General features: G+C 62.9%; 24 protein-coding genes. 11 read left to right on the forward strand and 13 right to left on the reverse strand.

Annotated features, from left to right (window positions below; all coding sequences use genetic code 11):
• Positions 1 to 5: 5 nt before the first annotated feature.
• From POS17_RS22200 to POS17_RS22220, 5 genes are all read right to left on the reverse strand, one after another.
• Entirely contained in the window at positions 6 to 539 is a 534-nt protein-coding gene (locus POS17_RS22200) for a C40 family peptidase (protein ID WP_060840543.1), read from the reverse strand.
• Positions 540 to 703: 164 nt separating this feature from the next.
• Positions 704 to 1,324, reverse strand: a complete 621-nt coding sequence (locus POS17_RS22205) for a C40 family peptidase (protein ID WP_016966222.1) — start codon at positions 1,322 to 1,324, stop codon at positions 704 to 706.
• A 223-nt stretch (positions 1,325 to 1,547) separates the two neighbouring features.
• Entirely contained in the window at positions 1,548 to 2,252 is a 705-nt protein-coding gene (hda, locus tag POS17_RS22210; RefSeq protein WP_007898944.1) for a DnaA regulatory inactivator Hda, read from the reverse strand.
• A 227-nt stretch (positions 2,253 to 2,479) separates the two neighbouring features.
• Positions 2,480 to 3,553 (reverse strand): AI-2E family transporter, encoded by a 1,074-nt coding sequence (locus tag POS17_RS22215; protein WP_060840544.1) that lies wholly within the window; start codon positions 3,551 to 3,553, stop codon positions 2,480 to 2,482.
• 38 nt (positions 3,554 to 3,591) lie between these two features.
• On the reverse strand, positions 3,592 to 4,632 hold the full coding sequence (locus POS17_RS22220; protein ID WP_060840545.1) for a DUF2066 domain-containing protein: 1,041 nt from the start codon (positions 4,630 to 4,632) through the stop codon (positions 3,592 to 3,594).
• A gap of 371 nt (positions 4,633 to 5,003) precedes the next feature.
• On the opposite strand from POS17_RS22220, the gene purM reads away from it, so the two are divergent.
• The 4 genes from purM (at position 5,004) to POS17_RS22240 (ending at position 7,919) form a co-directional block, all read left to right on the forward strand.
• The gene (gene purM, locus POS17_RS22225) at positions 5,004 to 6,062 is read left to right on the forward strand and encodes a phosphoribosylformylglycinamidine cyclo-ligase (protein WP_060840546.1); all 1,059 of its coding nucleotides are present in this window, start codon (positions 5,004 to 5,006) and stop codon (positions 6,060 to 6,062) included.
• An 11-nt stretch (positions 6,063 to 6,073) separates the two neighbouring features.
• Positions 6,074 to 6,724 carry a phosphoribosylglycinamide formyltransferase gene (gene purN, locus POS17_RS22230; RefSeq protein WP_060841997.1) on the forward strand — a complete coding sequence of 217 codons (651 nt, stop codon included), beginning with the start codon at positions 6,074 to 6,076 and terminating at the stop codon, positions 6,722 to 6,724.
• A gap of 8 nt (positions 6,725 to 6,732) precedes the next feature.
• A complete protein-coding gene (locus POS17_RS22235; RefSeq protein WP_047305628.1) occupies positions 6,733 to 7,446 on the forward strand; it encodes a DUF3108 domain-containing protein in 714 nt (237 codons plus the stop codon).
• A 284-nt stretch (positions 7,447 to 7,730) separates the two neighbouring features.
• Positions 7,731 to 7,919: a hypothetical protein gene (locus POS17_RS22240; protein WP_060840547.1), complete on the forward strand. Its 189-nt coding sequence runs from the start codon at positions 7,731 to 7,733 to the stop codon at positions 7,917 to 7,919.
• A gap of 96 nt (positions 7,920 to 8,015) precedes the next feature.
• Here the strand turns inward: POS17_RS22240 and POS17_RS22245 are convergent, their stop codons facing one another.
• The 7 genes from POS17_RS22245 to POS17_RS22275 form a co-directional block, all read right to left on the reverse strand.
• Positions 8,016 to 8,555, reverse strand: a complete 540-nt coding sequence (locus POS17_RS22245; protein WP_060840548.1) for a DUF2058 domain-containing protein — start codon at positions 8,553 to 8,555, stop codon at positions 8,016 to 8,018.
• Between the two features lie 26 nt (positions 8,556 to 8,581).
• Positions 8,582 to 9,415, reverse strand: coding sequence for a nucleoside triphosphate pyrophosphohydrolase (gene mazG, locus POS17_RS22250; RefSeq protein ID WP_060841998.1), 834 nt, complete (start codon positions 9,413 to 9,415; stop codon positions 8,582 to 8,584).
• A gap of 24 nt (positions 9,416 to 9,439) precedes the next feature.
• Positions 9,440 to 11,683: a GTP diphosphokinase gene (gene relA / locus POS17_RS22255; RefSeq protein ID WP_060840549.1), complete on the reverse strand. Its 2,244-nt coding sequence runs from the start codon at positions 11,681 to 11,683 to the stop codon at positions 9,440 to 9,442.
• A gap of 122 nt (positions 11,684 to 11,805) precedes the next feature.
• On the reverse strand, positions 11,806 to 13,158 hold the full coding sequence (gene rlmD, locus POS17_RS22260) for a 23S rRNA (uracil(1939)-C(5))-methyltransferase RlmD (protein ID WP_060840550.1): 1,353 nt from the start codon (positions 13,156 to 13,158) through the stop codon (positions 11,806 to 11,808).
• Positions 13,158 to 14,060: a cysteine synthase CysM gene (cysM, locus tag POS17_RS22265; protein ID WP_060840551.1), complete on the reverse strand. Its 903-nt coding sequence runs from the start codon at positions 14,058 to 14,060 to the stop codon at positions 13,158 to 13,160. The genes rlmD and cysM overlap by 1 nt, the downstream gene beginning before the upstream one ends.
• Before the next feature lie 118 nt (positions 14,061 to 14,178).
• On the reverse strand, positions 14,179 to 15,534 hold the full coding sequence (locus POS17_RS22270; protein WP_060840552.1) for a sensor histidine kinase: 1,356 nt from the start codon (positions 15,532 to 15,534) through the stop codon (positions 14,179 to 14,181).
• Positions 15,521 to 16,243 carry a response regulator transcription factor gene (locus POS17_RS22275; protein WP_060840553.1) on the reverse strand — a complete coding sequence of 241 codons (723 nt, stop codon included), beginning with the start codon at positions 16,241 to 16,243 and terminating at the stop codon, positions 15,521 to 15,523. Before POS17_RS22275 ends, POS17_RS22270 begins: the two co-directional genes overlap by 14 nt.
• A 208-nt stretch (positions 16,244 to 16,451) precedes the next feature.
• Between POS17_RS22275 and POS17_RS22280 the strand changes: the two genes are divergently transcribed.
• The 4 genes from POS17_RS22280 to POS17_RS22295 all read left to right on the forward strand — a co-directional run bounded on the left by POS17_RS22280 (position 16,452) and on the right by POS17_RS22295 (position 21,184).
• A complete protein-coding gene (locus POS17_RS22280) occupies positions 16,452 to 19,205 on the forward strand; it encodes a response regulator (RefSeq protein WP_060840554.1) in 2,754 nt (917 codons plus the stop codon).
• Between the two features lie 63 nt (positions 19,206 to 19,268).
• Entirely contained in the window at positions 19,269 to 20,258 is a 990-nt protein-coding gene (locus POS17_RS22285) for a 2-hydroxyacid dehydrogenase (protein WP_060840555.1), read from the forward strand.
• 87 nt (positions 20,259 to 20,345) lie between these two features.
• The gene (locus tag POS17_RS22290; RefSeq protein WP_060840556.1) at positions 20,346 to 20,783 is read left to right on the forward strand and encodes a hypothetical protein; all 438 of its coding nucleotides are present in this window, start codon (positions 20,346 to 20,348) and stop codon (positions 20,781 to 20,783) included.
• Positions 20,780 to 21,184, forward strand: a complete 405-nt coding sequence (locus POS17_RS22295; protein ID WP_060840557.1) for an META domain-containing protein — start codon at positions 20,780 to 20,782, stop codon at positions 21,182 to 21,184. Before POS17_RS22290 ends, POS17_RS22295 begins: the two co-directional genes overlap by 4 nt.
• A gap of 131 nt (positions 21,185 to 21,315) precedes the next feature.
• On the opposite strand, the gene POS17_RS22300 is transcribed toward POS17_RS22295, so the two are convergent.
• Entirely contained in the window at positions 21,316 to 21,780 is a 465-nt protein-coding gene (locus POS17_RS22300; RefSeq protein WP_060840558.1) for a TlpA disulfide reductase family protein, read from the reverse strand.
• A 138-nt stretch (positions 21,781 to 21,918) separates the two neighbouring features.
• On the opposite strand from POS17_RS22300, the gene arsC reads away from it, so the two are divergent.
• Genes arsC through POS17_RS22315 form a run of 3 tightly spaced genes read left to right on the forward strand, consistent with a single transcriptional unit; the run spans position 21,919 to position 23,289 of the window.
• Positions 21,919 to 22,272, forward strand: a complete 354-nt coding sequence (gene arsC, locus POS17_RS22305; protein WP_060840559.1) for an arsenate reductase (glutaredoxin) — start codon at positions 21,919 to 21,921, stop codon at positions 22,270 to 22,272.
• Entirely contained in the window at positions 22,269 to 22,874 is a 606-nt protein-coding gene (gene wrbA / locus POS17_RS22310; protein WP_060840560.1) for an NAD(P)H:quinone oxidoreductase, read from the forward strand. Before arsC ends, wrbA begins: the two co-directional genes overlap by 4 nt.
• Positions 22,867 to 23,289, forward strand: coding sequence for a DUF2069 domain-containing protein (locus POS17_RS22315; protein WP_060840561.1), 423 nt, complete (start codon positions 22,867 to 22,869; stop codon positions 23,287 to 23,289). The genes wrbA and POS17_RS22315 overlap by 8 nt, the downstream gene beginning before the upstream one ends.
• Positions 23,290 to 23,376 lie beyond the last annotated feature (87 nt).

Raw genomic sequence — 23,376 nt, forward strand, 5'->3', positions numbered from 1 at the left:
GTGGATTATGGATTGTGCGCCAGGTGTTCCGGCTGCAGCACGCGCTTGGCGCTCAGGTAGGCTTTCTGCCAGTAGGCCTTGGACAGGCTGTCGAGCTTCACCGTACCGCCGGTGGCCGGAGCATGGACAAAACGCCCTTCACCAACATAGATCCCGGCATGGCTGACCTGGGAGCCGCCATTGGTGGCGAAGAAGATCAGGTCACCGGTTTGCAAGGCGTTCTTGCCCACGTCCGGCGCCTGCATGCCGATCATTTCCCGGGTCGAACGTGGCAGGGAGATACCCGCGGCATCGCGGTAGACATAGCCAATCAGGCCGCTGCAATCGAACCCGGAATCCGGAGTATTGCCGCCCCAACGATAAGGCGTGCCGACCAGACCCAAGGCGCGGAACAGCACATCTTCAGCAACGGGAGAAAAAGCCTGGGAGGAATTGAAAACCGGTGCACGTACCACAGGCACAGGTGGCGGAGTACGACTGGCGCAAGCGCTGAGCAGCGCGGCGAGGGCAATAAGGGCAAATCGGGCCGAGGTCGACATAAGCTGAACAATCCTGATCGGGATGCGGCTTTCTCTGCCGTGGTACTGAAAACAAAACCGCGTAAGCAGGGCTTACGCGGTTAGTTTCAACAATAGATCAGGATTCTAGCGTCTACGCGCCAAACTTCAAGTAAGACTTTAAGTTCGCCCTACTAACTATCTGTTTATTTGCGTGCGGTGACCACGGTTGGCGCCATGGCGAGAGCCCGCTTGGCTTCGATGAAGGTCTTGCTCCAGTAGCTGTCACCCAGGCTATCGACCCGCACACCGCCACTGCGGCGGCTGCTGGAGTGGATGAACTGATCATCGCCCAAGTAGATACCGGCATGACTGACGCGCCCGCGACCGTTGGTGCTGAAGAACAGCAAATCACCCGGCTTGAGGTTGTTGCGCGCCACCAGAGGAGCCTTGACGTTGATCATTTCACGAGTGGAGCGTGGCAGATTCATGCCCGCCTCTTCGCGAAACAGATAGCCGATGAAACCGCTGCAATCGAAGCCGGCTTCCGAGGTACCACCGAAACGGTAGCGGGTACCGATCAGGGACATGCCACGCTCGAGGATGCTGTCAGCCAGAACTGGCAACTGGTAAGGCTTGCTGTCAGAGAACTCTGCCAGTTCCTTTTCAGTTGCCAGCTCTTCCTGGTAAACAGCGGAAGACTGATTTTTGACGGAGACCTGAGCCTGCTGGGCAGTTTGCTGCTGAGACACCGGAGTGTGGGAAGCGCAACCAAACAACAGGGTAACGAGTGCGAGAGGCACGAGGGGTGCGAAGCGATTTAGCATGGGCACGACCGTGGCTTGAAATAAATGAAGACGCGACTATGCCTTCTATCGCCCTCATTTGCAAATTCAATCGATCAGAATGTGACTTATGAGTTTCTTCCGTACATCTAAGGCTTTAAGCCCATTTTAAGTCCGACGCTCTTTGGAACCCCTTCCAAAAGCGCGTTTTCTGACGCCTGAAATATGCCGAAGGCCTGCAAGAAAACGGCTGCAGGCCTTGGTTTTACCAGCCCAGGGTCTCTTTCAGAAAGGGGATGGTCAGCTTGCGCTGAGCTTGCAACGAGGCCTGATCAAGACGCTCGAGCAGCTCGAACAGAGCACTCATGCTGCGGGTTCCACGGGTCAGAATAAAATGCCCGACTTCGTCGGTCAGGTGCAGCCCACGACGAGACGCGCGCAGTTGCAAGGCACGCAATTTGTCTTCATCGGAGAGCGGGCGCATCTGAAAAATCAGCGCCAGGGTCAGGCGGGATTTCAAATCCGCCAGCTTCACCGGCAACTCACGGGGCGAGGTCGAAGCGGCAATCAGCAAGCGCCGGCCACTGTCACGCAAGCGATTGAACAGATGGAACAGCGCCTCCTCCCAATCAGCCTTGCCCGCTACCGCCTGCAGGTCATCCAGACACACCAGCTCGTACTGCTCCAGGTTGTCGAGAATCTCGATACCGCGATCCAGCAGCTCCGCCAGCGGCAGATAAACCGCAGGCTCCCCCAACTGTTCAAAACGCAAACAGGCCGCCTGCAGCAAGTGCGTACGGCCCACGCCGTCCTTGCCCCAGAGATAGATCAGGCTTTCGGTCCAGCCGGCGTCGGCTTCGCAAAGGCGCTCGACGTAGCCGAGTGCAGCGGCATTGGCGCCTGGGTAGTAGTTGATGAAGGTGGCGTCGTCACGCAGACGCACACCTAGGGGCAGCTGAATCGGTTTCATGCTGACTGAACAGTTCCAAAGGAACCGTTAGTGGCCTCTGTGTAAAGTTTGCAAAGTTTATACCCGTGACGCCGAGCGCACAATGCAGCAGACCACAAGCAAAATCAAAGGTTTGCGTCAGCAAAACAGCATTCAGGGGCCAACTTTGACAGCCCGGGCAACAGCCAATGAGCGCCTGCCAGCGCACGCCCGCGAACACTCATTGTCGCCACTCGTTGCGCACCGGCCTACAGATCTGGGTCTTCGGCACCGCTATAGAGGTCTGAATCCTTGTACAGATCGTGCACGTGCCGCACCAGCACCATGATCACCGCCGCCACTGGCAAGGCCAGCAGTACCCCGGTAAAACCGAACAGCTCGCCGCCGGCGAGAATGGCAAAGATCACCGCCACCGGATGCAGGCCAATACGGTCGCCCACCAACAGCGGCGTCAGCACCATCCCCTCCAGCGCCTGCCCCACCATGAACACGGCAACGATGCCGATCATGGGGTACAGGTCACCGCCGAACTGGAACAGGCCGGCAGTCAGCGCAGCACCAATGCCTATGACAAAGCCCATGTACGGCACGATCGCCGCCAAGCCGGCAATCAGGCCGATCAACAGCCCCAACTCGAGCCCCACCAGCATCAGTCCCGCCGCGTAGATCATTCCCAGGGCCAGCATCACCAGCAATTGCCCACGGACAAACGCCCCTAGCACCTCATGGCACTCTCCCGCCAGGGACACCACCCGCTCTTCGCGATTGCGCGGCAGCAGACTGCGGATCTTGGCCATCATCAGGTCCCAGTCCCGCAGCAGATAGAAGCTGACCACCGGAATCAGCACCAGGTTGGCCAGCCAACCGATCAGCGCCAGCCCCGACGCCGTCGCCTGGCTCAGCACCACGCCAACAATGTCGGTGGTCTGGCCCATATGCTCGCTGATCGCAGCCTTGACCTTGTCGAACTTCCAGAAGCCGTCCGCCAGGCCCAACCGGGCCTGAACCCAGGGCATAGCGGTGTGCTGCACCCAATCAAGCATCTGCGGCGCCAGCTCGTAGAGGCGCAGCAACTGCTTGGCCAGCATCGGCACCAGCACCAGCAACAGCGCCATGATGATCAGCGTGAACAGGGCAAACACCGCCACTACGCCCCAGGTACGCGACAGCCCCCACGCCTCCAGACGATCCACCAGCGGGTCGAACAGATAGGCCAGCAATAGCGCCACCAGGAACGGACTGAGGATGGGGTGCAACAGATAGATGAACCCACAGACCAGGAGCACGCCCCCCAACCAGACCCAACGCCGCGTATCAGCCATAAACCACTCCAGCTTCTATATAGAAGGAAACCAATCTGCTACCAGCGAAAACGCAATTGTGCGGCCTGTGGCGCAGCCACCGCCGGCGCCGCCCCTTCAGCGCCCTGCACAGGGGCTTGCGCCTCGCCGGCGGGAATTTCCTGCAGCTTGGCCAGGGACAACTGCGCCCGCAGTTGCTCCGCGCTGCCGTTGACCCGATAGATGACGCGATCACCGTCGATGCTCTGAATCTGCGCGCCAAACGGCTCCAACAGATGCCCCAGCGCCGCGTAGTGCTCCAGGGTCATGCCCTGCACTTCCAGCAATTGTTCGCTGGAGACTCCAGGCCGCGTGACGAAGCGCGGCGCCAGGCGCTGACTCACCGCCAGCAGCACGCCATCGGCCAGCGCCGCCGTATCCGCGCCCTGAACAGTGCCCTGCTCTTTCTGATCGCCCAGCCACAAACGCCACTTGGCCTGCCACTGCCCCCCTTCTTCACGGGCATGCACCGCCAACAGCGCATCGGCACCGTAACGCTCCGATGCCTGGCGCAGCGGAGCCGGGTCGGCACCTTCAAGGTTGGGCGCCGTGGCAACGATCTGCTCATCCAGATCGCCCAGAGGCAGGCGCAGCGGCAAGCCGCGATGCTGCGCTGCACGCCGCAAAGGCGCGGCACTGGCCTGACCGTCGCCGACCAGACTCGAACCTTCGGTGGAGTCGCTCAACCACCAGCCCAGGATCGATGGCCGGTTGCTGCCCCACAACGGCAGGCCCGCCTGGCGCAGGGCACGATCGGTGCTGACCGGATCAAAGTCCACTTGCAGGCTTTCCGGCGGGCCGGCGTCGTAGCCGTATTGGCTGATGATCTGCTGCGGGTCCTTGCGGATGGCCGCCAGCCCCGGCCCCTGAGCTGCCTTGGCATCGCCGGTCAGGCGCAGTACCAGGGTCTCCAGGGCCCGCTGGGTGGCCTGGTCGCGCTCCTCGGGCGACTGACTGCTCACCGGCTCGCGTACTTGATACAGGCCATTGAGGGTTTCGGCATGACTCGCCAGGCTGACCAATGACAAACAGCCCACAAACAGAAATTGACCCAGACGCATGGAAGATTCCCGACGACAAAAAACACGATTGAAACAGCGCGCATGAACCATTGCGAGCAAGGCTGTGACCACAAACCCCGGTAAAACATTCACCCGTCGCCCGACTGTTTTCACGCTGTCATAACGATAGCCACTTGAGCGCTATACCTTATACAGGCATGGGCAGGACCACCAACACGGCCAATCGCGGTTTTTTTAAGCGGATATGCCTCTACCCGTCGGCCCGAGGATGGCCGCTGCCCCTCAAGCCTGATAAAATCGCGCGCCTTCGCAGACCGGCACCAGCTGGGCACCCTGAAACACTTTCCCAGTGCTCGGGCAGGCTCTCTGGTTCGGTCGATACCCCTGAATCCCCCCTAAAGGCCTGGATCATGAGCAAGCAACCCTCCCTGAGCTACAAAGACGCCGGTGTAGACATCGACGCCGGTGAAGCATTGGTCGAACGCATCAAGAGCGTCGCCAAGCGCACTGCGCGCCCGGAAGTCATGGGCGGCCTGGGCGGTTTCGGCGCCCTCTGCGAAATCCCGGCCGGCTACAAGCAGCCTGTACTGGTCTCCGGCACCGACGGCGTCGGCACCAAGCTGCGCCTGGCCCTGAACCTGAACAAGCACGACAGCATCGGCATCGACCTGGTAGCCATGTGCGTCAACGACCTGGTGGTCTGCGGCGCCGAGCCGCTGTTCTTCCTCGACTACTACGCCACCGGCAAGCTCAACGTGGATACCGCCGCCCAGGTGGTCACCGGTATCGGCGCCGGCTGCGAACTGTCCGGCTGCTCCCTGGTAGGCGGCGAAACCGCTGAAATGCCCGGCATGTACGAAGGCGAAGACTACGACCTGGCCGGCTTCTGCGTCGGCGTGGTGGAAAAGGCCGAAATCATCGACGGCTCGAAAGTGGCCACCGGTGACGCCCTGCTGGCCCTGCCGTCTTCCGGCCCGCACTCCAACGGCTACTCGCTGATCCGCAAGATCATCGAAGTCTCCGGCGCCGACATCGAAAGCATCCAGCTGGACGGCAAGCCACTGACCGATCTGCTGATGGCCCCGACCCGCATCTACGTCAAGCCGCTGCTCAAGCTGATCAAGGACACCGGTGCGGTCAAGGCCATGGCTCACATCACCGGCGGCGGCCTGCTGGACAACATCCCCCGCGTGCTGCCAAAAGGCGCCCAGGCGGTGGTCGACGTGGCGAGCTGGAAACGCCCGGCGGTCTTCGACTGGCTGCAAGAGCAAGGCAACGTCGACGAACACGAAATGCACCGCGTTCTGAACTGCGGCGTCGGCATGGTCATCTGCGTGGCTCAGGATCAGGTTGAAAATGCCCTGAACGTCCTGCGTGCAGCCGGCGAACAGCCATGGGTCATCGGCCAGATCGCCACCGCAGCCGAAGGCGCGGCCCAGGTCGAGCTGAAGAACCTCAAGGCTCACTGATGCAAGAGCGGATGTCGCCGACCTGTGATGTTGTGGTGCTGCTGTCCGGCACCGGCAGTAACCTGCAAGCCCTGATCGACAACGCGCGGACCGACGACAGTCCGGTCCGCATTGCCGCCGTGATCTCCAACCGTGCCGACGCCTATGGGCTGCAGCGCGCCCAGGAAGCGGGCATCCCGACCCGCTTCCTCGATCACACCGCTTTCGAAGGCCGCGAGGCCTTCGATCAGGCGCTGATCGAGCTGATCGACACCTTCCAACCGAAACTGGTGGTCCTGGCCGGATTCATGCGCATCCTCAGCGCCGGATTCGTTCGTCACTACCAGGGCCGACTGCTGAATATCCATCCCTCGCTGCTGCCCAAATACAAAGGGTTACACACTCACCAGCGGGCGCTGGAGGCCGGGGATACTGAGCACGGCTGCAGTGTGCACTTCGTTACCGAGGAACTCGATGGCGGGCCACTGGTCGTACAGGCTGTGATCCCGGTAGAGTTGCACGACTCGCCGCAAAGCCTGGCGCAGCGAGTGCACATCCAGGAACACCGGATTTACCCCATGGCCGTACGCTGGTTTGCCGAAGGTCGGCTGATGCTCGGCGATCAGGGTGCTTTACTGGATGGTCAATTACTGGCCGCCAGCGGCTATTTGATTCGAACCTAGGAGATTTTATGCGTCGCGCCCTGCTCTTCGCTTGTGCTCTGTTTGCCCTGCCGGTTGTGCAGGCGGCAGACCTTCACCCGTTCTCCGCCAGCTACACCGCCGACTGGAAGCAACTGCCCATGAGCGGCACGGCTGAACGCAGCCTGGAAAAAACCGCCAATGGCGCCTGGAAACTCAGCTTCAAGGCGTCGATGATGATCGCCAGCCTGAGCGAGGAAAGCACCCTGACCCTGGACAAGGACACTCTGGTGCCCCAGTCCTATCACTTCGAGCGTGGCGGTCTGGGCAAGGCCAAGAAAGCCGACCTGGATTTCGACTGGAACGCCAAGATGGTCACCGGCACCGACCGTGGGGATGCGGTCAAGCTGCCGCTGAACACCGGCATGGTGGACAAGTCCACCTACCAGTTGGCCCTGCAGCACGACGTGGCCGCCGGCAAGAAGACCATGAGCTATCAAGTGGTCGACGGCGGTGAAGTCGATACCTACGATTTCCGCGTCCTGGGTTCGGAAAAAGTCGACACCAAGGCCGGCCAGATCGATGCCATCAAGGTCGAGCGCGTCCGCGACCCGACACAAAGCAAACGCATCACCGTGATGTGGTTCGCCAAGGACTGGGATTACCTGCTGGTACGCCTGCAACAGGTGGAAACCGACGGCAAGGAGTACAACATCATGCTCCTCAACGGCACCGTCAACGGCAAGACAGTCAAAGGCAGTTAAGCCGCAGCACCCTGGAAGCCTCGCGAAAGCGGGGCTTTTTTTTGCCCGGAATTGACTCGCCAAGCCCGCACGGAGGCCCTGGCGCAATGGGGCCAAGATGAAACTTTTGTCATGAAAGATCGGCCACTGCGGCGAAATGTCACGGTTTTCGCGGGCTGCAGGATTGTCGCCAATCCTGCAAAGGTCTGTTGCAAATCCAGGCAATTTACTTAGCAAGCTAACAAAACATATAACAGAGGCCTGCACACGCCTTGCTGCAGATCAACAGAGATTGGAGCCAGCAGATGACTGTAAAAGTAACTGAACGCGACGATTCACATATGTCCCATGAAGGCGTAGCCGCGGGTGTACGGATCTGGGATGTGCATCAACAAGACATGCTGGTGGGCATGTTCCACTCCGAGAGCGATGCCCACAGCTACAAGGCCGAACTGGAAAAACTCGAGCAGAACCGAGCGTCCCAGAGCTCCTGATTCAACCTCGACACAGAGGCGCCGGGATTCCACGCAAATCCCCCCGCGCAAAAACCACCAACCCCGCCATGAGCGGGGTTGGTGGTTACTGGGTGCTTACCACATCAGATCATCAGGGATCTGATAGGCCGCGTACGGATCGTCCTCGTCCGGCGCCTCGGTAGGCGTGTTCAGTTGCACGATACGCCGCGGGTCACGCTCCTGGATCTTCAGCGCCGCCTCCCGCGGAATCACCTCATAGCCACCACCGTGGTGGACGATGGCCAGGGAACCACTGCTGAGCTTGTTGCGCATCAGGGTGTTCACCGACAGGCGCTTGACCTTCTTGTCGTCGACGAAGTTGTAGTAGTCCTCGGTGTTCAGCTTGGGCAGACGCGAGACCTCGATCAGTTGCTTGATCTGCGCTGCACGAGCCTTCTGCTCGGCCTTCTCCTGCTGCTGACGGTTGAGCTCCTGGTCACGCTTGACCTTCTCGGCCATGGCTTCCTGGGCTGCGCGCTGCTGGGAATCATCGAGTTCGATCTGGCCTTTATGGGCCAGTCGCTGCTGCTTCTGCTTGTCTTTGCTGACCTGCTTGGCCTGCTTTTGGTTGACCAGCCCTGCTTTGAGCAACTGGTCGCGAAGGGAAAGGCTCATGGTGCTTACTCACTTAGGCAACGGCCTCAGCCGCAGCTGGGCAAATTCTTTTCCTGACGTTTGGCTTCACCCCACAGGGCATCCAAGTCTTCGAGGGTGCAATCTTCCACGGGACGACCGGTGTCGCGCAATGCCTGCTCGATAAATCGGAAGCGCCGATCGAACTTGGCATTGGCGCTACGCAGGGCGGTTTCCGGGTCGACCTTGAGGTGCCTGGCCAGATTGACCACGACAAACAGCAAGTCACCGATTTCATCGGTGATGGCCGCCGGGTCGTTGTCGGCCATGGCCTCCAGCACCTCGTCCAGTTCTTCGCGCACCTTGTCCACCACCGGCAGGGCTTCCGGCCAGTCGAAGCCGACCTGCGCCGCGCGCTTTTGCAACTTGGCCGCGCGGGACAGGGCCGGCAGGGCCACCGGCACATCATCGAGCAGGGACAGCTGCTGCGGAGCGTCGGACTTCTCTGCGCGCTCCTCGGCCTTGATCTGTTCCCAGCGCTCCTTGACCTGCTCCTCATCGAGCCGCGGGATATCCAGCGGCGCGTACAGATCGCCAGTGGGGAATACATGAGGATGCCGACGGATCAGCTTGCGGGTGATGCTGTCCACCACCGCATCGAATTCGAAGCGCCCCTCCTCCCGGGCCAACTGGCTGTAATACACCACCTGGAACAACAGATCGCCCAGCTCACCCTGCAAGTGGTCGAAGTCGCCGCGCTCGATGGCGTCGGCGACCTCGTAGGCCTCCTCCAGGGTATGGGGAACGATGCTGGCGTAGGTCTGCTTGATGTCCCACGGGCAACCGTATTGCGGGTCCCGCAGGCGCGCCATCAGGTGCAACAGGTCTTCAAGGCTGTACATCAGTTCATCCATTTCATGCGGGCATCACGGGGTTCGATTGCGCCGGGTCTCGATGATGTTCGGCAACTGGGATATGCGCCCCAGCAAACGTCCCAATGCGTCCAGGCCCGGAATCTCGATGGTCAGGGACATCAACGCAGTGTTGTCCTCCTTGTTCGAGCGCGTATTGACCGCCAGTACGTTGATCCGCTCATTGAGCAGGACCTGGGACACGTCACGCAGCAGGCCGGAACGGTCGTAGGCGCGAATGATGATGTCCACCGGATAGGTGAGCACCGGCACCGGCCCCCAGCTGACCTGGATGATCCGTTCCGGCTCGCGCCCGGCCAGTTGCAGCACCGAAGCACAGTCCTGGCGGTGAATGCTCACGCCACGGCCCTGGGTGATGTAGCCGACGATCGCATCCCCCGGCAGCGGCTGGCAGCAGCCCGCCATCTGGGTCATCAGGTTGCCCACGCCCTGGATCTGGATATCGCCGCGCTTGCCTGGCTTGTAGCCGGCGGCCTTGCGCGGGATCAGCTCCAGCTGTTCGTTGCCGCGCTCCGGCTCCACCAGCTGCTGGGCCAGGTTGACCAGTTGCGCCAGGCGCAGGTCACCCGCGCCCAGGGCGGCGAACATGTCCTCCGCGGTCCTCATGTTGGCCTTGTCGGCCAGCTTGTCGAAGTCCACCTGAGGCAGGTCGAGACGGCTCAGCTCGCGTTCCAGCAGGGTCTTGCCGGCGGCGACGTTCTGATCGCGAGCCTGCAGCTTGAACCAGTGGACGATCTTCGCCCGCGCCCGGGACGTGGTGACGTAGCCCAGGTTCGGGTTCAGCCAGTCGCGGCTTGGCGTACCGTGCTTGCTGGTGATGATCTCCACCTGCTCGCCGGTCTGCAGGCTGTAGTTGAGCGGTACGATGCGCCCGTTGATCTTCGCGCCCCGGCAGTTGTGGCCGATCTCGGTGTGCACCCGATAAGCGAAGTCCAGCGGCGTGGCGCCCTTGGGCAGGTCGATGGCATGGCCGTCGGGGGTGAAGATGTACACCCGATCCGGCTCGATATCCACCCGCAACTGTTCGGCCAGGCCGCCGATGTCCCCCAGCTCCTCGTGCCATTCCAGCACCTGACGCAGCCAGGAGATTTTCTCTTCGTAATGGTTGGAGCCGGACTTGACGTCGGTGCCCTTGTATTTCCAGTGGGCGCACACCCCCAGCTCCGCTTCCTCGTGCATCGCGTGGGTGCGGATCTGCACTTCCAGCACCTTGCCCTCGGGGCCGATCACTGCGGTGTGCAGCGAGCGGTAGCCGTTTTCCTTGGGGTTGGCGATGTAGTCGTCGAACTCTTTGGGGATATGCCGCCACAAGGTGTGCACGATACCCAGCGCGGTGTAGCAGTCGCGCATTTCCGGCACCAGTACCCGCACGGCGCGCACATCGTAGATCTGGCTGAACTCCAGGCCCTTGCGCTGCATTTTGCGCCAGATGGAATAGATGTGCTTGGCCCGCCCACTGATGTCGGCGTTGACCCCGGTGGCCTTCAGTTCGTTCTGCAGTTGGTTCATCACGTCGCTGATGAAGCGCTCGCGATCCAGGCGCCGCTCGTGCAGGAGCTTGGCGATCTGCTTGTATTGCTCAGGCTCCAGATAACGGAAGGACAGGTCCTCCAGTTCCCACTTGATATGGCCAATGCCCAAGCGGTGAGCCAGAGGCGCATAGATATCGAACACTTCCCGGGCAACCCGGTTGCGCTTCTCTTCGTCGGCGCTTTTCACCGCCCGAATGGCGCAGGTCCGCTCGGCCAGTTTGATCAGCGCCACGCGCACGTCATCGACCATGGCCACCAGCATCTTGCGCAGGTTTTCCACCTGAGCCTGAGTGCCGAGTACCAGGGATTGACGAGGGCTGAGACTGGCCGAGATGGCGGCCATGCGCAGCACGCCATCGATCAGCTTGGCCACCACCGGACCAAAACGCTGGCTGACCGCCGGCAACTGGATCTGGCCCTCGCGGACACCGCGGTACAGCACGGCGGCGACCAGGGAATCCTGATCCAGCTTGAGGTCGGCAAGGATCTCCGCAATCTCCAGGCCCGTGCTGAAACTCGACACGTCCTCGGCGTTCAGACCCTTGGCGGCAATGTGTTTCAACTCTGCCTCGCGAGCGAACTCGCAGGCTTCTTTCAAGGCCTCACGGTCCAATGCCATATCGACGCTGACCGTATGATCGAGCCATGCCTCGAGATTGATACTGCCGTCGGTGTTGATCGGCTGGTGCGCTCTCACCTGTACCATCTTGCTTTACCTTCCCTACGACGCACATTCAATGCGTCAAATCGCTGACCTTCAACGCTCAGGGGCAGCTCGCGGGGCCAGCGAACCACACCTGAAAGATCAGTCGGATTAGACAAGCCATCCTAGCTCGCTTCGAATAACGCCATGGCCTCGACATGCGCCGTCTGAGGAAACATATCGAGGATCCCGGCACGTTTTAACCTGTAGCCCTGCTTGATCAATTCGACCGTGTCACGGGCCAAAGTTGCCGGATTGCATGACACGTAGACCAACCGTTTGGCACCCAGGCTCGCCAAGTGGCGAACTACCTCGAAAGCACCGTCACGGGGTGGGTCCAAGAGTACCGCAGAAAAGCCTTCATCAACCCACTCGGCAGCACTCAGAGGCTGGGATAAATCGGCTTGAAAAAAGCGTGTGTTATGCAAATTGTTGCTGGCGGCGTTGTCAGCGGCGCGCGCCACCATGGCCGCCACGCCTTCCACCGCCACCACTTCCCGCACCTGCCGGGCCAGCGGCAAGGCAAAGTTGCCCAGGCCGCAGAACAGATCCAGCACCCGCTCCTGCGGTTGCGGCGCCAGCCACTTCAGAGCCTGGGCCACCATCGCCTCGTTGACCCCGGCATTGACCTGGACAAAGTCCCCCGGCCGATACGCCAGATGCAGATCCCAGGTTTCCAGGCGGTAGCCCAGGGTCTGCGATGGATCCAGGGGCTGAGGCTCGCCTTCACCCTGCAACCACAACTGCGCCTGATGGAAATCGCAAAAATCCTTGAGGATCGCCAGGTCGCTTTCGGACAGTGGCGCCATGTGCCGCAACAGCAGGGCCAGGGCCGAACCGCTGAACAACTCGACATGTCCCAGCGCCTGCGGTTTGCTCAGGCGCCGCAACATGGCCGGCAAGCGGCTCATGATGGGTTGCAAGGCCTGTACCAGCACCGGGCAATCGTCGATGGCGACAATGTCCTGGCTACCAGCAGCACGGAAACCCACCTCCAGTTGCTTGCCCTTGGCGTCCCAGCGCACCGCCACCCGGGCGCGACGCCGATAGCCGAACTCGGGACCGCTCAACGGCGCCGCCCAGACCTCGGGTTCGACCCCCGCGACCTTGGACAACTGCTCGGCGAGCATGCGCTGTTTCAGGGCAAGCTGTTCGGCATGGGGCAGGTGCTGCACGCTGCAACCGCCACAACGCCCGGCGTGGGCACAGGCTGCCGGGCGGCGCAGCTCGCTGGCGCTGAACAGACGCTCGGTCCGGGCCTCCACCACCTTGCCATGGCTGCCCAGTACCCGTGCTTCGACTTCTTCGCCGGCCAGGGCTCCGCTGACAAACCAGGTGCGGCCATCGACAAAGGCGATGCCACGACCGTCGTTGGCCAGACGCTGGATGTTCAGGCGCTGCTTCTTGCCCACCGGAATCTGTGGGGCCCGACTGCCGCCCGCAGGCTGGAAGCGCAGGCCTCTCTCTTGCTTAGCCATCAGTTGGGCGCATCGAAAATGCCGGTCGACAAGTAACGATCGCCACGGTCACAGATGATCGCGACCATGACCGCGTTTTCCACTTCCCGGGACAGGCGCAGCATCGCCGCCACCGCGCCACCGGAGGACACGCCGCAGAAGATGCCTTCTTCCCGGGCCAGGCGCCGGGTCACGTCTTCGGCTTCGCTCTGGGCCATGTCGACAATCCGGTCGACCCGACTGGCCTGATAGATCTTCGGCAGGTATTGCTCGGGCCAGCGGCGAATGCCGGGAATGGCCGAACCTTCCATGGGTTGCAGACCGATGATCTGTACCTCGGGGTTCTGCTCTTTCAGATAGCGCGAAGTGCCCATGATGGTGCCGGTGGTGCCCATCGAGCTGATGAAGTGGGTGATGCTGCCCTGGGTCTGGCGCCAGATTTCCGGACCGGTGCCGGTGTAGTGGGCCTCGGGGTTGTCGCCGTTGGCGAACTGATCGAGCACCTTGCCACGGCCTTCGGCCTGCATGCGTTCGGCCAGGTCGCGGGCGCCTTCCATGCCCTCTTCCTGGCTGACCAGAATCAACTCGGCGCCATAGGCGGTCATCGCCGCCTTGCGCTCGGCGCTGGAGTTGTCGGGCATGATCAGGATCATTTTGTAGCCCTTGATCGCCGCAGCCATGGCCAGGGCGATGCCGGTATTGCCCGAGGTCGCTTCGATCAGGGTATCGCCGGCCTGGATCTGCCCGCGCAGCTCGGCGCGAGTGATCATCGACAGTGCCGGACGGTCCTTGACCGAACCCGCCGGGTTATTGCCCTCAAGCTTGAGCAGCAAGGTATTGCTGGTGGCGCCAGGCAGGCGCTGCAAACGAACCAGCGGGGTGTTGCCGACGCAATCGGCGATGGTTGGGTACTGCAAGGTCATGGCGTATTCGCAATCCAGACTGCGGGGGCGCCTATCATACCGGCAAACGTCCAAGCGCCATATCACGCAAAGTGCGGGACTTATGGCTTATTGATCTAAGGCCGGCCAGGGCCCGTGCTCAGGCTCCCGGCAAGCGCAGATGCAGACGCAAGCCATGCTCGCGGTTCTGCGCCCACAACTGCCCGCCCTGACGCACCACTGCATTGCGCGCGATGCTCAGGCCCAGGCCGAAGCCGCCGTCCCCCGGCCGCGATCCATCCAGACGGATGAACGGCGCGAAGATCCGCTCCAGGTCCTCTTCGGCCACGCCCGGCCCCTGGTCGTCCAGCCACAGGTGCCAATTCTCGCCTTCCCGTTGTCCCGCCAGCGTAATCCGGGCGCCGGCCGGGGAATGGCGGATGGCATTGCGCAGGATGTTTTCCAGGGCCTGGGCCAGGGTATTGAGGTGGCCGCGCACCCAGCAATCGGCGTCCAGCTCACAGCACAGCTGCGCCGCCGACCAGCCGCTTTCGAAGCAGGCGTTCTCGCTGAGCATCTCCCACAGCGCCTGGACCTGGATCTGCTCCACGGGCAATGGTCCGCGCTCGGTATCCAGCCAGGCCAGTTGCAGGCTGTCTTCCACTAGGCGCTGCATGCCATCGACCTCCCGGGCCAGGCGCTCGCGCAGCGCCCCCAGGTTCTGCTCGCTGTCGCAAGCCACCCGCAGGCGACTCAAGGGCGTACGCAACTCATGGGACAGATCGCGCAGCAATTGCTGTTGCACGGCCACGGTGCTCTGCAAGCGTTCGGACATCTGATCGAAGGCCCGCCCCAGCTCTCCCAACTCATCCTTGCGCTCAGTGGTCTCGCTGGACAGACGCACATTCAGTTGCCCGGCACGCCAGGCATTGGCCTGCTCGCGCAGTTGCTTGAGCGGCACCACCAGCAAACGGTACAGACCGACACACAGCAAAAGCGTGAACAGGCCCGGGATCACACCGTTGGTGATCACCTGCCAGAACACGCGATAGCGCCCGGGCATGAAGCGCTGTGGCAGCTCGATCACCAGGCTGCCCAGGGACGGATCCCCGGGGAATGGAATTTTCAGCCACGGCAGACCATGGACATGCCGGCTCACCGGCCAGTGCGCACCGCGCAGGAAGGTCAGGCGCTGGGCCTCGGCCGGGGTCAGCGGCTGACTGCTCAGCGATTGCAGGTCGCTGCCGATGACGCCGACCCAGGTCTGCTCACGGCCGGCCATCTGCACAAGCCAGGCATCGACACCGGCACTCTGGCCGCTGTTCCAGGCTTGCTCGGCCTCAACGGCGTAATGCTCCAAGGTCGCCCGGGCGTCATCGGACAGGTACAGGTTCCTCTGCTCCACATAGCGCCCCCAGGACCAGCTCAGCCAGATCATCAGCAGACAGAACGCCACCAGCAGGCAGGCCAGTTTCCAGAACAGCGAATGCCGGCCGGGCAGTTCAGGCCAGCTCATCGGCGGCACTCAAGACGTAGCCCTTGCCCCACACGGTGCGCAACTCCCGCTCGCTGTAGCCCAGAGTTTTGAGCTTGCGGCGGATTTGGCTGACGTGCATGTCCAGGCTGCGGTCATGGGCCGCGTAGCCGCGCTGCAGGACATGCTGATAAAGGAAGGCCTTGCTCAGCACCTCATCGACGTTGCGATGCAGGGTTTCCAGCAGGCGGTATTCGCTGCGGGTCAACCCGGCCCACTGCCCGGCAAACTGCACGTCGCACAGCTCGTCGTCGAAACTCAGGCTCTGCACGTTGCAGCTCGGTACCGGCGACATCGGCCGCCGATCCAGGGCCACCCGGCGCAGGATCGCCTCGATGCGTACCCGCAACTCGGTCAGGCTGAAGGGTTTGGGCAAGTAGTCGTCGGCTCCGAGGCGAAAACCGCTGATGCGATCGGCCTCCGCCCCCAGGGCCGACATCAGCAGCACCGGCGTGGAATGACTCTGGCGCAAGTGGGTCAGCAGGGTGAGCCCATCCATGCCGGGCAGCAGGATGTCCATCAGCACCACATCGAAGCGCTGGCTGCGGGCGATCCCCAAGCCTTCCTGGCCGTTGCGGCACCAGGTCACGGCGAAGCCGCAGCGACCCAGTTGCTCATGCACATAGGCACCAAGCACCGGGTCATCTTCAATGGTCAGGATACGGGGAGGCTCAACAGCTACGGGAGTCATTAGCTTCTGCAAGTCATTCTCAGTTGGGCGATTATTCAAGATTGCCCGGAGCGCGGCAACCAATGCCTTGGTCGCAGGCATTCCAGCCGCCGACCGCCAGGGCGCAATTTGCCAAGATCAGCCTTCGGCAAATCGTTACACTGCGCGGGTGGCGCATCACGGACGTGCCCGTAGACCTTTCAAAACAGCGTGGAAGCAGGAGAGTGGCGTGCTCAAGAAACTGGGAATCAAAGGCCGCGTACTGTTGCTGACCTTGTTGCCCACCAGCCTCATGGCCCTGGTGCTGGGCGGCTATTTCACCTGGATGCAGCTCTCCGAACTGCAGGCCCAGCTCCTGCAGCGCGGCGAAATGATTGCCGAACAACTGGCCTCGCTGGTGGCACCGGCGATGGGCAACCACAACGCGCAGATGCTCGAGCGCATCGCCACCCAGGCCCTGGAACAGCAGGACGTGCGCGCGGTGTCTTTCCTGGCCCCTGATCGCACGCTGGTGGCCCACGCGGGACCGAGCATGCTCAACCCGCCACCCAGCGGCAACGGCACGCAGATGATGCAGCGCAGCGGCAATGACGCGACCCGCTACCAACTGCCGGTATTCGGCCGCCATCGCAACCTGGCCGGCGACCTGATCCCCGATGAATCCGACCGCCTGCTGGGCTGGGTGGAACTGGAGCTGTCCCACAGCGGCATGCTGCTGCGTGGCTACCGCAGCCTGTTCGCCAGCCTGCTGTTGATTGCCGCCGGCCTGGCCGGTACCGCCCTGCTGGCGGTGCGCATGGGGCGCACCATCAACAACCCGCTGACCCAGATCAAGCAGGCGGTGGCGCAACTCAAGGACGGCAACCTGGAAACCCGCCTGCCACCCTTGGGCAGCCACGAACTGGATGAACTGGCCTCCGGCATCAATCGCATGGCCAGCACCCTGCAGAACGCCCAGGAAGAACTGCAGCACAGCATCGACCAGGCCACCGAAGACGTGCGCCAGAACCTGGAAACCATCGAGATCCAGAACATCGAACTGGATCTGGCGCGCAAGGAAGCCCTGGAAGCCAGCCGCATCAAGTCGGAGTTCCTGGCCAACATGAGCCATGAAATCCGCACACCCCTCAACGGCATCCTCGGCTTCACCCACCTGCTGCAGAAAAGCGAGCTGACACCGCGCCAGCTGGATTACCTGGGCACCATCGAAAAATCCGCCGACAGCCTGCTGGGGATCATCAACGAAATCCTCGACTTCTCGAAAATCGAAGCCGGCAAGCTGGTGCTCGACAGCATTCCGTTCAACCTGCGGGACTTGCTGCAGGACACCCTGACCATCCTCGCCCCGGCCGCCCACGCCAAGCAGCTGGAACTGGTGAGCCTGGTCTATCGCGACACGCCGTTGTCGCTGGTCGGTGACCCGCTGCGACTCAAGCAGATCCTCACCAACCTGGTGAGCAACGCCATCAAGTTCACCCGCGAAGGCACCATCGTCGCCCGGGCCATGCTGGAAGAAGAGCACGAAGACAGCGTGCAACTGCGCATCAGCATCCAGGACACCGGCATCGGCCTGTCGAACCAGGATGTACGCGCCCTGTTCCAGGCCTTCAGCCAGGCCGACAACTCGCTGTCGCGCCAACCCGGCGGCACCGGGCTCGGGCTGGTGATCTCCAAGCGCCTGATCGAGCAGATGGGCGGCGAGATCGGGGTCGACAGCACCCCGGGTGAAGGTTCGGAGTTCTGGATCAGCCTCAACCTGCCCAAGACCCGCGACGATGCCGAGGACCTGCCCGGCCCGCCGCTGCTGGGACGACGGGTGGCGGTCCTGGAAAATCACGAACTGGCCCGCCAGGCCCTGCTGCACCAATTGGAAGACTGCGGCCTGGAGGTGACCCCGTTCAACACCCTGGAAGCCCTGACCAATGGCATTACCGGGGTGCACCAGAGCGATCAGGCGATTGACCTGGCGGTGCTGGGCATCACCAGCAACGACATGTCTCCCGAGCGCCTGAGCCAGCACATCTGGGACCTGGAGCATCTGGGCTGCAAGGTCCTGGTGCTGTGCCCGACCACCGAACAGACGCTGTTCCACCTCTCGGTGCCCAATCCCCACAGTCAGCTGCAGGCCAAGCCGGCCTGCACCCGCAAACTGCGCCGGGCCCTGTCCGATCTGGTCACTCCGCGCCGGCCCCGCAGCGAGCCGGAGGAACCCCTCTCCAGCCGCGCACCACGGGTGCTGTGTGTCGATGACAACCCGGCCAACCTGCTGCTGATCCAGACCTTGCTGGAAGACATGGGCGCCAAGGTGCTGGCGGTGGACAACGGTTACGCCGCGCTGAACGCGATCCAGAACGAGCCTTTCGACCTGGTGATGATGGACGTGCAGATGCCCGGCATGGACGGTCGGCAAAGTACCGAGGCGATCCGCCAATGGGAAAGCGAGCGCCATGGGACACCGCTGCCGATCGTCGCCCTGACCGCCCACGCCATGGCCAACGAAAAGCGCGCCCTGCTGCAAAGCGGCATGGACGACTACCTGACCAAGCCCATCAGCGAACGACAACTGGCCCAGGTGGTGCTGAAATGGACCGGCCTGGCCCTGCGCAACCAGGGCCCGGAACGGGCCAGCGAACGCTCTGAAGTGAGCCTGGAACTGCAAGTGCTGGATCAGGACGAAGGCCTGCGCCTGGCCGCCGGCAAGGCCGATCTGGCAGCGGACATGCTGGCCATGTTGCTGGCATCCCTGGAAGCCGATCGCGAGGCGATCAAAGCCGCCCGGGCGGCCAACGACCATGGCGCCTTGATCGAGCGGGTGCACCGTCTGCACGGCGCCACTCGTTATTGCGGGGTGCCGCAGTTGCGTGCCGCCTGCCAACGCAGCGAAACCCTGCTCAAGCAGGAGGACGCCAAGGCCTTTGCCGCCCTTGACGAGCTGGACCACGCAATCGGTCGCCTGGCCGCCGAGGCGCGGATCAACGCCTGACCCAGGGCAAGACCCGAACAGTGCCCGGCAGGCATGCTGGGCGCCCCGAACAAGGATGCAAGCATGCGCACGATTCTATTCAGCAGCCAGAACTACGACCGCGAGAGTTTTCTCGGCGCCAGCCTGCCGGCGAGTATCGAACTGCAGTTCCAGGCCGCCCGCCTGAGCCTGGACACCGTGGCCCTGGCCGAACGCCATGAAGTGGTCTGCGCCTTCATCAACGATGACCTGAGCGCCCCAGTGCTGGAACAACTGGCCGCCGGCGGCACTCGCCTGATCGCCCTGCGCTCGGCCGGCTACAACCACGTCGACCTGGCGGCGGCGCAGCGCCTGGGCCTGGAGGTGGTGCGAGTCCCGGCCTATTCCCCGCATGCGGTGGCCGAGCACGCGGTGGCCCTGATCCTGGCGCTGAACCGGCGCCTGCATCGAGCCTACAACCGCACCCGCGAGGGCGACTTCACCCTGCACGGCCTGACCGGCTTCGACCTGGTGGGCAAGACCGTGGGCATTGTCGGCACCGGGCAGATCGGCGCCACCTTCGCCCGGATCATGGCGGGTTTTGGCTGCCAACTGCTGGCTTACGACCCCTTCCCCAATCCGGCCGTGGAAGCCCTCGGCGCCCGTTATCTGGAGCTGCCGCAACTGCTGGCCCAGGCGCAGATCATCAGCCTGCATTGCCCGCTCAATGACCACAGTCGCTACCTGATCAACCAGGACAGCCTGGCCCACATGCAGCCCGGGGCAATGCTGATCAATACCGGGCGCGGCGGCCTGGTGGATACCCCGGCGCTGATCGACGCCCTGAAAAGCGGGCAGCTGGGCTACCTGGGGCTGGATGTCTACGAAGAGGAGGCGCAACTGTTCTTCGAGGACCGCTCCGACCTGCCCCTGCAGGACGACGTGCTGGCCCGGCTGCTGACCTTCCCCAACGTGATTGTGACTGCGCACCAGGCGTTCCTGACCCACGAAGCCCTGGCCGCCATCGCCGAGACCACCTTGCACAACATCGCCAGCTGGGCCGCAGGACAAGCGCAGAATCGGGTCCTGGGGTGACATCCGCGCGGGCTGATCGAAGGTCGCCTGCCCGCGACCTGCGGCGCAGGGGCCCGTGCTAGCATACGCGGCAGATTTGGAGGACCCATGGTCGAACACGATTTCCGCTACAACCTGATGAACCCGCAACACACCCTGATCGAATGCCGCGCACTGGTGCCGGGCCGCTATCAAGTCACCGGCAACGGTGGCTCCATCCGCACCGACGACGTGCTGCTGGTCACCCTCAAAGGCAGCAGGGACCTGTCCATGCGCCTGACGGTGGAGACTGTGCGCCACCTGATCAATCCCGTCGGCCAGTGGGTCGCCGTGGCCCGCGGCCCGGTATTTGGCGAACTGGCAATTCACCAGTGGCAGGTCAACTGCGACAGCTGCGCCGCCACCCTCGACTTCGAGTTCGCGGTGGATGCCAAGCTGGGCAACAAGGCCCAGAAGCCCGCCGCCAGCGCGCGGATCGCCGAACTTGGCTGGCGCAGCGAAGGTGAGCAGCACCGCTGCCCGAAATGCCAGCAGGCCGGCCAATGAAACGCCTGATGCTGACCGCGGCGCTGGGGGCTGGCCTGCTGGGCTGCGCCGCCGAGCCGCTGAAGCTGCAGCAGGACCGCAGCTATGTTCTGGAATGGATCGGTGAGCGTCCGCTGATCGATTACAGCCACCTGACCATCACCCTGGGCGAGGATGGTCGCGCCTACGGCAATGGCGGCTGCAACCATTGGTTCGCGCCTTACACCCTGGACGGCGAGAAGCTCAGCTTCGGCAAGGTCGGCAGCACCCGCAAACTCTGTGCCCCGGCCTTGATGGAGCAGGAGCGCCGCTTTCTGCAGGCCCTGGAAAACGTCGAACGCTGGGATGTCTCGCCGATCGAGCAAGTGCGTTTCTGGCCCGCCGAAGGCAAACCGTTGCGCTGGTGGCTGGAAGAAGGCTGATATTCCTGTAGCCGCTGCCGAGCCTGCAAACGGCGAACAACATCCGGGGGCCTGAATCCCCAGCGAGCTTCAGGCCCCCGCATTCCTTCAGGACCTTCGCAGCCTGGCCAGCCGCTAGCGTCCAAGCGCCATCAATGCCCGCGCAGGGCCTGCAACTTGGCCAGCACGCCCGCAGCCGTCTGCTCCCCCATCATCTGCTCACGCACCTTGCCCTTGTCGTCGATGATGTAGGTCACCGGCAGCGCCTCGCTGCGTGGCAGTTCGAAGAGTTCCGCCGGGTTCTGCGCCAGCACGGTGAACTTGATCCCCAGCTTCTCGCTGGCGTTCTTGAGTTCTTCACCCTGCACATTGTCGAAATTGACCCCCAGCACGGTGGCCGACTGGCCCTTGAGCTGCTCGTCCAGGGAGTTCAACTCAGGGATCTCGGTGCGGCAAGGGCCGCACCACTCGGCCCAGTAATTGAGCACCAGCCACTGCTTGTCGATACGCTCGACGGCGACTTTCCGGCCATATTGGTCGACCCCGTAGTCATTGCCACAGCCGCTCAGCAGCAGGGTTGTAATGATCGCCAATGCCGCCGCCAATTGCCTTGCCATGCGCTGTTTCCTGTATTGAAAGATGTCTTGAATAACACTGCCGACCCCGGGTCGCTGCGACCTATCGACTCCCAAGGTTCAGGAGAGCCCGTCGCGCGGGTAGAATAGCCGCCACCTTACGCAAGATGCGACCCGCACATGACCGATCTGACGCTTTACCACAACCCGCGCTGCTCGAAATCCCGCGGTGCGCTGGAACTCCTGGAACAACGCGGCCTGGCCCCGACCGTGGTCCGCTACCTGGAAACCCCACTGGATGCCGCCCAATTGCAACGCCTGCTGGGCAAGCTCGGCATCAGCGCGCGCCAGCTGCTGCGCACCGGCGAAGACGAGTACAAGAGCCTCAACCTGGCCGACCAGAGCCTGAGCGAAGAGCAACTGATCGCTGCCATCGCCGGGCACCCGAAACTCATGGAACGCCCGATTCTCGAAACCGCCGACAAGGCCATCATCGGTCGCCCACCGGAAAATGTGCTGGAGATTCTGCCTTGAGCGCGCCGTACATCCTGGTCCTGTATTACAGCCGCAACGGTTCGACCAACGAGATGGCCCGGCAGATCGCCCGTGGCGTCGAACAGGCGGGCCTGGAAGCCCGCCTGCGCACCGTCCCGGGAATTTCCACCGAATGCGAAGCCGTGGCCCCGAGCATCCCCGACAGTGGTGCCTTGTACGCCAGCCTCGACGACCTGAAGCACTGCTCGGGCCTGGCCCTGGGCAGCCCGACCCGCTTCGGCAACATGGCGGCGCCCCTGAAGTACTTTCTCGACGGCACCAGCAACCTCTGGCTGACCGGCGCGCTGGTGGGCAAGCCCGCCGGTGTGTTTACCTCCACCGCCAGCCTGCACGGCGGCCAGGAAGCCACCCTGCTGTCGATGATGCTGCCGCTGCTGCATCACGGCATGCTGATCACCGGCCTGCCCTACAGCGAGTCGGCCCTGTTGGAGACCCGTGGCGGCGGCACCCCCTACGGCGCCAGCCATCACGCCGGAGCTGACGGCAAGAGCCCGCTGGACGAGCATGAAATCGCCCTGTGCCGGGCCCTGGGCCTGCGCCTGGCGAAAACCGCCCTGCAGTTGGAGAACGGCCGTGGCTAAGAAGCCGAAGATCCTGCCGACGGTGCAATGGCTGGAACCCCGGGTGCGTCTGGCCCGGATCACCAGCCTGATCTGCTTCTTCGGCCTGGTGGGCCTGCTGTGCGGGTATTACCTGCTGGTGGCCGACCTGCACGGTGCCCGGCCCTGGGTGATCCTGCTGATCGAGTTGGTGCCCCTGCTGCTCATGGCACCCGGCATGCTCAGCGGCAGTGCCCGGGGGCACGCGTGGATGTGCTTTGTGGTCAACCTGTACTTCATCAAGGGCGCGCTGGCGGCCTATGACCCGAATCGCCAGCTGTTCGGCCTGCTGGAAATGTTCGCCAGCCTGGCGGTGTTCACTTCGGCGCTGCTCTACGTGCGCTGGCGCTTCCAGCTCAACCGCCGGCTCGCCGGCGAAGGCGCCACCCCGGCCTGAACCTGACGCAAGTTCCCCGGTCCCGGGGAACTTGTATCGCCAGCCAAGGCCCCAACCCTGTTCAACCGACTCTCCGACCGCCCCTCC

It is taken from the genome of Pseudomonas sp. Os17, from assembly GCF_001547895.1.
In the GTDB taxonomy this organism is placed as follows: domain Bacteria; phylum Pseudomonadota; class Gammaproteobacteria; order Pseudomonadales; family Pseudomonadaceae; genus Aquipseudomonas.

Coding starts and splice junctions, on each gene's coding strand:
- POS17_RS22300 (WP_060840558.1), bottom strand. CDS start 21,780: ATGGCAAGGCAATTGGCGGCGGCATTGGCGATCATTACAACCCTGCTG.
- POS17_RS22285 (WP_060840555.1), top strand. CDS start 19,269: ATGCGCACGATTCTATTCAGCAGCCAGAACTACGACCGCGAGAGTTTT.
- POS17_RS22200 (WP_060840543.1), bottom strand. CDS start 539: ATGTCGACCTCGGCCCGATTTGCCCTTATTGCCCTCGCCGCGCTGCTC.
- arsC (WP_060840559.1), top strand. CDS start 21,919: ATGACCGATCTGACGCTTTACCACAACCCGCGCTGCTCGAAATCCCGC.
- purN (WP_060841997.1), top strand. CDS start 6,074: ATGTCGCCGACCTGTGATGTTGTGGTGCTGCTGTCCGGCACCGGCAGT.
- mazG (WP_060841998.1), bottom strand. CDS start 9,415: ATGTACAGCCTTGAAGACCTGTTGCACCTGATGGCGCGCCTGCGGGAC.
- POS17_RS22295 (WP_060840557.1), top strand. CDS start 20,780: ATGAAACGCCTGATGCTGACCGCGGCGCTGGGGGCTGGCCTGCTGGGC.
- POS17_RS22275 (WP_060840553.1), bottom strand. CDS start 16,243: ATGACTCCCGTAGCTGTTGAGCCTCCCCGTATCCTGACCATTGAAGAT.
- relA (WP_060840549.1), bottom strand. CDS start 11,683: ATGGTACAGGTGAGAGCGCACCAGCCGATCAACACCGACGGCAGTATC.
- POS17_RS22215 (WP_060840544.1), bottom strand. CDS start 3,553: ATGGCTGATACGCGGCGTTGGGTCTGGTTGGGGGGCGTGCTCCTGGTC.
- POS17_RS22235 (WP_047305628.1), top strand. CDS start 6,733: ATGCGTCGCGCCCTGCTCTTCGCTTGTGCTCTGTTTGCCCTGCCGGTT.
- POS17_RS22205 (WP_016966222.1), bottom strand. CDS start 1,324: ATGCTAAATCGCTTCGCACCCCTCGTGCCTCTCGCACTCGTTACCCTG.
- POS17_RS22290 (WP_060840556.1), top strand. CDS start 20,346: ATGGTCGAACACGATTTCCGCTACAACCTGATGAACCCGCAACACACC.
- hda (WP_007898944.1), bottom strand. CDS start 2,252: ATGAAACCGATTCAGCTGCCCCTAGGTGTGCGTCTGCGTGACGACGCC.
- cysM (WP_060840551.1), bottom strand. CDS start 14,060: ATGACCTTGCAGTACCCAACCATCGCCGATTGCGTCGGCAACACCCCG.
- rlmD (WP_060840550.1), bottom strand. CDS start 13,158: ATGGCTAAGCAAGAGAGAGGCCTGCGCTTCCAGCCTGCGGGCGGCAGT.
- purM (WP_060840546.1), top strand. CDS start 5,004: ATGAGCAAGCAACCCTCCCTGAGCTACAAAGACGCCGGTGTAGACATC.
- POS17_RS22220 (WP_060840545.1), bottom strand. CDS start 4,632: ATGCGTCTGGGTCAATTTCTGTTTGTGGGCTGTTTGTCATTGGTCAGC.
- POS17_RS22270 (WP_060840552.1), bottom strand. CDS start 15,534: ATGAGCTGGCCTGAACTGCCCGGCCGGCATTCGCTGTTCTGGAAACTG.
- POS17_RS22245 (WP_060840548.1), bottom strand. CDS start 8,555: ATGAGCCTTTCCCTTCGCGACCAGTTGCTCAAAGCAGGGCTGGTCAAC.
- POS17_RS22240 (WP_060840547.1), top strand. CDS start 7,731: ATGACTGTAAAAGTAACTGAACGCGACGATTCACATATGTCCCATGAA.